Consider the following 7,159-nt stretch of genomic DNA (forward strand, 5'->3'; position numbering starts at 1 on the left):
TCAACGATGTCAAGATAACCGTCACCATCAACATCCTGCAAAGAGTATGTTGGACGGTTGATGCTGTGGGATGTGGAAGCGCCAGGGTTGGTTGAAATCTTAACCACCAATAGCGGAATTGTTACAGTGAAGGCAGCATTTGCAGATTCCGATGTGGAAGCCGCTTCACTCAAAGCATTAACGCCCTTCCAACTGATAGGCTTATCAAAGCCATTACCTGTGTTGAGTGCAACAATGATACCGTTATCGCTCTTCCATACTTTATCAGGAAGACCGTCAGAATTAATGTCGATAAGGTTGTATTCCTCTTCACTCTCAGATGTTACAATATCTATACCTGCGGAGAAACTACCAGAAGCAATATTTATGCAACCTCCTGCTCCAAAATTATAAGAAAGGCTCTTTCCCCCTTGAATACGGTCAAGTCCCCAATCAATAGGTTCAGTAAAGGCATAGCCAAGATTTAATCTGACCTTCTTGTCGGAAAGAATTTTATCAGGAAGACCATCACCATTGATGTCTATGAAAGCCTCGACAGATTCATCTGTATTCTTTGGCACACTACCTGATATAGATAATTGTGCCAACCAAGAGTTTTTAAGATTTTTCAGAGAAGCCTTGCTACTTGGAATCAAATTGGCAATATCAGATACAGATGATATAGGATTACCGCCATATCCCCATGCTTGTGAAGCATTGTCTGAGTTGTTCGAGCCGATGCCCTTGTAGATTTCGCCACTCAGTCCACCCAATGAATTGGTGTATTGGATAGTACCGCCAGCGATGATGTCAGGGAAGCCGTCACCATTCATGTCCATCATGGTGACCTCAGTCTTGGCGCTACCACTTGCATCGTTGTGCGTGATGCCAAGCGCGCCGCCTTGCACTACCGTGCTCTTGCTTGAAACTACTTGAGTTACTGCCGCAGCACCAGTACCTTGCAAATGTTCTCCTGCAAGTCCTGCCACCTCGGTATTGTTCTCCAAAGGATTAGAGAGAAGAACATCCTGCTCGGTCAGTCGGGCTGTACTTGCCTCCGTTGCCGTGAGATAGATGTCCTGTCGCTGACCGACCCATTTGTCCATGGAAGTCTGGTCTGTACCCAATGGGGTGAATGCCATCGTGAGCGGATCAACCTTATCATCCTCGTTCTCTGGCAATTTCAGCAATGACTCGTCAATAGGCTTGGCATATCTGCCCTCTGCCGCATTATAGACAAAGCCACCCCAACCACGGTAGAGCATACCGAAGCCATTGTTATCGCTTTCTGCATAGAATCCAGCAGGAATATTTTCTGTTACAAGTCCCGCTGCATCTTTCAGAATGGAGACAGACGCAGAGGTCAAAGCTCCGTCAGAAATGGTTGAAGAACAGCTGTATTCAAACCAAATATCCTTTCCGTCTAAGTTTGAAAGGCGTAAGGTATCGCTCTGCAAGATACCGTTCTGTATCTTGAATGTCTTTTTGCCGACAAGGACATCAACAGTCTTTGCAGTCAATGTCACCTCACCATTGAGGGCGTTGTCCGAAAGTGTGAGTACTGGAGATACAACCAAAGCGGTGTCTGTTGCTGTGGTTAGATATGGCTTGCCCTCCGTCAAGGCATTGGCGAATGTCTTGTAATGTGCAGGAACAGCCATAGTCTGCTCAACATTGGCGGAATCCTTGTAAGTTACGGACGCTTGCCAACCTATATTCTTCCAGTCAACATTTGAGGTAGATGAAATCTCAAAGCTGAAATTGGTCAGCTTTTCTGTATTCTCCAGACTGATGTTGAGAGAATCACCATTGAAAGCCTCACCAGCCTTCAATGTACGAGCAAAGACAGTCTTCTTGGTATAGTTCGGATTGTCATTGCCTTCACTGTCCTTCTTGTCGTTGCTGCCGATGATGCTGAGAACAACATCGTCGGTTGTTACAGGCTTGTGGAAGGCACTGTGGACTTCCACGCTTGCGCCATTCTCTACATTGGCAGAGGTGTTCACGTCATAAATGGCACCATCCTCTGGCTTGTACTCCGTTGAAGAAAGACCATTAGGCAAAGTCATTGCCTCGCCAACGTATGTAATGGTTGGCGACCAGTTGACCTTATCAAAGGAACCATTACTTGTCTCCTCGGAGCCAGACTGAACACGGAAATAGATTCTGTTACCACGCTTGACGGCAACAGATGATACGGCTGCACTGTATGGACTGTTGTCACCCTTGGCTATCGTCTTGTTCCAAAGCTCATTGCCTCCCTTTTGGATGGCCACTCTTACGCCGTCAGCCTTCTGATACTCATCTGCATCATAGTCACCAATCGGTGCAACGAGGCTTACTTGACCACTAACACTTACTGTTCCGTCTTTAGGAGCCTGCCATACACGCACGATGTCCTCCATTGGCGAGTTCTTGATGGCTTCCGCCTGCTCGTCCTCACTAACTTCCATGACGGATGTGTCAACCTTGCCACCATAGATGATAGGGCTTGGGGTATCGGCACTGCTCAGAGTGAATGTAGGCACGGCATTGCCTGCCTGGTCAAACTCCAAGTGGTTGAAATATACCTTTCCGTTTGAAACAAGGTCAACAAGACCGTCACCGTTGATGTCGCTGAAATATTGTGTTGTCTTTGTTTTGGTCGTGGACTTATTCGTTCCAGCAACAGCAGTTAAAGTATTCCAACCAATAACGGCATTAGCACCGAAAGAGTTCGTTGAACTTTTGGTTGTAGAGAAGTTACTGATGCCTTTTACCTTGATAGGCTCACCATATACAACCTCTCCGTTGTCTGTCTTAATCTGTGGTCGGTAATATACCGTACCGCCAGACTTATACACCTTGTCAGGAAGTCCGTCACCGTTCAAGTCAACGAGCGCTGAAAGTCCCTTGCTTGTATCGCTTGAATAACTATATGAACCACCTGCAGTATTGCTTTTCCAACCACTTTCATCATTTACACCCACACCTGCATAGAAAGAACCACTGACAGAGGAGCTTGTCGTGCCACCGAGTGCCGTAGGCTTGTCGCTGAAACGCTTGCTGACAGCCTTTAACGGATTGATGAACCCTGCGTCAAGTCCATCATCATGGGTGTTCCATTTCTCGGAATCGTCCTTGAACGGAACATATCCCTTTTCAGCCTGCACATCATCATAATAGTCGAAGTTCTGGAAAGCCACTTCCTTTCCTGTGTTGTCATACTGTCTGACACCTGTGAGCATTTCCTTGTGGAATGCACCTTCCTTGTAGTCAAAGGCATAGCTGCGCAATGTCTCGCCCTGGAAATTCACGGTCACTTTCTCCAACAGCCTGTTGGAGGAGGCGAGGAATCCATAGCGGGCATTGTTGGTCTTTACCTGCTTTACCTTGTTGCCATCAAAGAGTACAACGGTGTGCGGTTCCTGTCCTGCATTACCTGCGTGAACCTCCTTCAGATATGCAGCCTTGGCCTTCAAGCCGCCACGCACATCCTCATCCACGATGTCATACACATATTCTATATAGTCACCGTGGAGTTCCTCGACACGTTTCAGCTTCCATTCGGCAATCACCTCACGGGTATTGCCCGAAGCATCGGTGACATTGCCCTTTACAACAGCTCCGTCACCACCATAGATGTACTTGACACCCTGCTTGTCTGTAACCTCCCAATAATAGTTGGCAGGACTGTCACCCTTGCGGATGATACGGCTGAAATCACCGCCTTGGCGGGTGTAGAACTGGCGGTCAGCCTTTCTGTCCATCTTCTCGCCACGGTGTGCGACTCCCATCTGTCCGTTGTCATCCATAGTGGAGAGCATTGAACCGGACAAGAGATAAGTCTCCGTCTCTTTTGACTGGTCATAACGAGGCACGCCCCACCGGGTGTCAAGCGTAATGCTTGGCACGCTGACGTTCCAACCCTCGCCAAGCCAACCGCTACCGCCCTCGCTGCTGTACTGCAAGCCAAGGCTTGGCTGCATACCGTTTCGTGCTGGCGGCATCTCGAACGGATACTGCAGGTTGGCAGAGCCACGGTTGTTTGCGCTTGGAGGCGCAATGACATTGAGCTTCGCCGTCGGGTCTGCCGCCTTGATGTCGTTCATCATCGTCGGGGCAAAGCCTTCGGTCTGCGGTGACTCCGGGGCCTGTATCACGCCGTTGATCATGTCGGTGAAGTGGGTCGTCTTTGAAACGACACACTCTTCCTTCTTGTCCACACGCACACGCTCCAACGCAACCCAATGCTTCTCGGCCGGGTCGTAGTAATAGGTACGGATGTCGTCCTCGGTATAGCCGCTTGGTATTCTCGTGCGGTCATACTTTATCTTGACAGTCGCGCCCTCGCCTGTGAAGTGTGTTCCGTGAGGGAGAAAACGGTAGCCATGTCCTCCTGCCGTGACATTGGTCATGGCAAAGTCAAGCTCAGGAACATTCTCCTCTCCGATAGAGTTCACGGAAAGGCTTCTGTTCCGAATGAGGTCTTTCTGAAGAACGACCAGTTTGCTACCTCCTACGGAGATACTGTCAGAGACACCCTTCTTGAAGAGTTTTCTCACGGCTGTCCCGTCCTTTGCCGAAAGGGACAGTGTGGCGGCAAGCAGTAAAACCAATGCCCACGCCACCTTCTGTATATAATTCTTCATGCGTATCTTCCTTTAAGTTACTTTACTGAGATTTTCCTTGTATGCTCCCCATTCTCGGAGATTGCCTTCACGACATACACACCCGATGCGGGAACCTTGAAGTCGGCTTGCTTGACGCTTTCGCCTGTCATTTGGCGTGACACTACCAGTTTGCCTGATACGTCAAACACCATCAATGTTGCTGCAGCAGGCTTGTCCTGTGTGAGTTTAGCCTCGTAGATGCCTGTAGTAGAACCGTTGCCATTGACAGTGAAATCCTCGTCTTCTCCAGAGATGAAGGAGTTGTCTGCCTGTCTGTCCGAGCTGCCCACATGGTTCTCCCTTGCCTGTGTTCCGTTAGGCATACTTGCATCACACTCGCTGCCGACATAGACGGTCATCGTTGTCGTACACTTCTTGGGTGTTTCTATCTGCACGTTGCCCCTTGTGGTGAATGAGGTTACAGGCGTACCGTTTACGGTAAGATCTGTGATATGTGTCTCGCCCTTTCCGTACTTGATGCAGAACCGCCATGCACGAAGTGACCAGACATATTCATGATGCACGGTCTGTCCGTTCAACTTGTATGTGACCTGCATATTGCGGACTGTAACACTGAGCACATCGCCCGGCTTGATGGTGACATATTTGGTTAGGCTTGTATATCCACCGGTTATGATATGCGCCTTGTCGCCCCGCACGTCGAAGCCATATTGGGTGATCTCGTCCGTGAGGCTTGGCTCCAATCCCACACGGTAGTTTGATTTTGTATCGTTCACCGTCCATGAGATGTCGCCAGACAGATAGGTCCTGGTGTCATGCGAGTATGAGGTGTAGAGTGCGTTGCCAGTGGCATAAATCTCGTTGCCTCCACCTTGTGATACGGACAGCGCATAGGCGCCGGGGGCAAGATTCGTGATTCTGTGCGTGTCACCGAAGAATGTTCCTCTGGCAATGGTTTCTCCTTTTACTTTTCCTGCAACGGTGTCAACGCTGAGCACATAGGAATAGACTGGTGTACCGATGTTGATGCCGATGTCGATATACCCGTCATTGCGTGGAACTCCATTCTCGCAACTTGACGGCGTAGGAGTGGCATCATAGGAAATGCCGTCATAATAGGCGAATGTGAACACATCGCTTCCGCTTCCGTCTGCATCCCATAGGATATTGCGGAATATGGTCTTGCCCCTCGTCATATCAGGCTTGGAGCATCTTATGTTGCTATTGCTGTTGATGTCGAAATCACCTTCACCGCTTGGGTCTATGAGCATGACGGTACGCTTGCGGCAATAGTCAGAGAATTCCCTGTCCGGCGTGAGGTCATAGCTCAACTCTGCCATATAACCGACATCATCTATTCCTCCTGTCCTCAAGCCTGCCATGTTCAAGGCGGACTCTGCTCCTTCCGTTCGGATAATGCCCACATTTGTGTCTGTGTCAGTTGCATCCGAAAGGGATATGGTTCTTGTCGCACTTCCTGTTCCGTCAACACGCAGATAGATGTTTTTGCCTTCCTTGCGGATGGAAATGTCCGTTCCGTCAACATCCGTGGCGATGTATGAATTTGAGACCGCTCCGTTGATGATCGGATAAACAACTCCAGCATTGGTGAACCGGAATCCATACTTGCATGTGCTGCCACCGATGCTTCCGAAGCCAACGTCAAAAGTCGGGTGACTTGTCGGACAGGTGAACTCAAAAGCACCGCCACCTCCAACAAGGGCTGGGGTCGTGGCATAAGCTCCGGAAGCGGCTTTCTCTTGGATGATATTGTCAGTAAAGCCATTCCTTGACACTTCAAGTCCTTGCGCAGTCCATCTTGCCACTGTACTGTCGGGCTTTGACGGCACGTTGGTCTTGACCATCCATGTACGTTTCATGACATGCCACAGGGAATCTGTAGGTGAGGTATATGTTGCAAGTGCCACATCATCGTCGCCCCAGAAAGTGAAGCCTCTGTCCGGCATCGGATTGCCGTTTTCACGTCCCATGACAAGCAGACGGGAAGCGGATGAAGGGTTGTATGGATTTGCGTCATGATAAGTTCCGTTCTCCTTCAAGGCCGCATACACCGGACTTTCCTCATATGATGTTGCGGAAAGCGGCTGGGAGAGACTTCCTGCCATGTCGGTTCCAACAGCTGTGACCCTATGGTGGTAGGCTTGGTTCTCCGCCATATCCCAAGTCAGGTTTCCGTCGCTGTCAAGATACGAGCCTTTGAGGGTGATGCCGTACTTTACCGCCAGATAGCTCTCCACTTTTCTGCGCTCATCGGGTGTAAGCATCCTGCTGAAAACAATAAGCTCAGGGGCATATCCCCGGATGGAAGCATTACCGAAGAGCGAGGTCGGGAAATCCGTACCGAAGCTGCCAGAGGTGGAAGGTGTTCCTATGAATAATGTGGTGTTGGAGTTGTCTCCCCACAATGTTGTTGAAGGATTGCTTACCTTGAAGTAGGACACAACTCGCAGAGCGCTTTCCTTAAAACCGTTCTCGGACAAAGAATCACTTGATTGATAAAGCAGGTCTTCACCCGATGCTGAACCATAGTCCAGTGGTTCAACACC

The 7,159-nt window shown here is 49.5% G+C and carries 2 protein-coding genes; both read right to left on the reverse strand.

What is annotated here, in order from left to right; all coding sequences use genetic code 11:
- Positions 1-4,610, reverse strand: a 4,610-nt coding sequence (locus DXA74_RS15210) for a SpvB/TcaC N-terminal domain-containing protein (protein ID WP_304650913.1), incomplete at its 3' end; no start/stop codon positions are given.
- Between the two features lie 17 nt (positions 4,611-4,627).
- A partial coding sequence (locus tag DXA74_RS15215; protein WP_147401152.1) for a T9SS type A sorting domain-containing protein occupies positions 4,628-7,159 on the reverse strand: 2,532 nt, incomplete at its 5' end.

Origin of the sequence: Bacteroides sp. OF04-15BH (assembly GCF_003477995.1) — a bacterium.
GTDB lineage: Bacteria > Bacteroidota > Bacteroidia > Bacteroidales > Bacteroidaceae > Paraprevotella.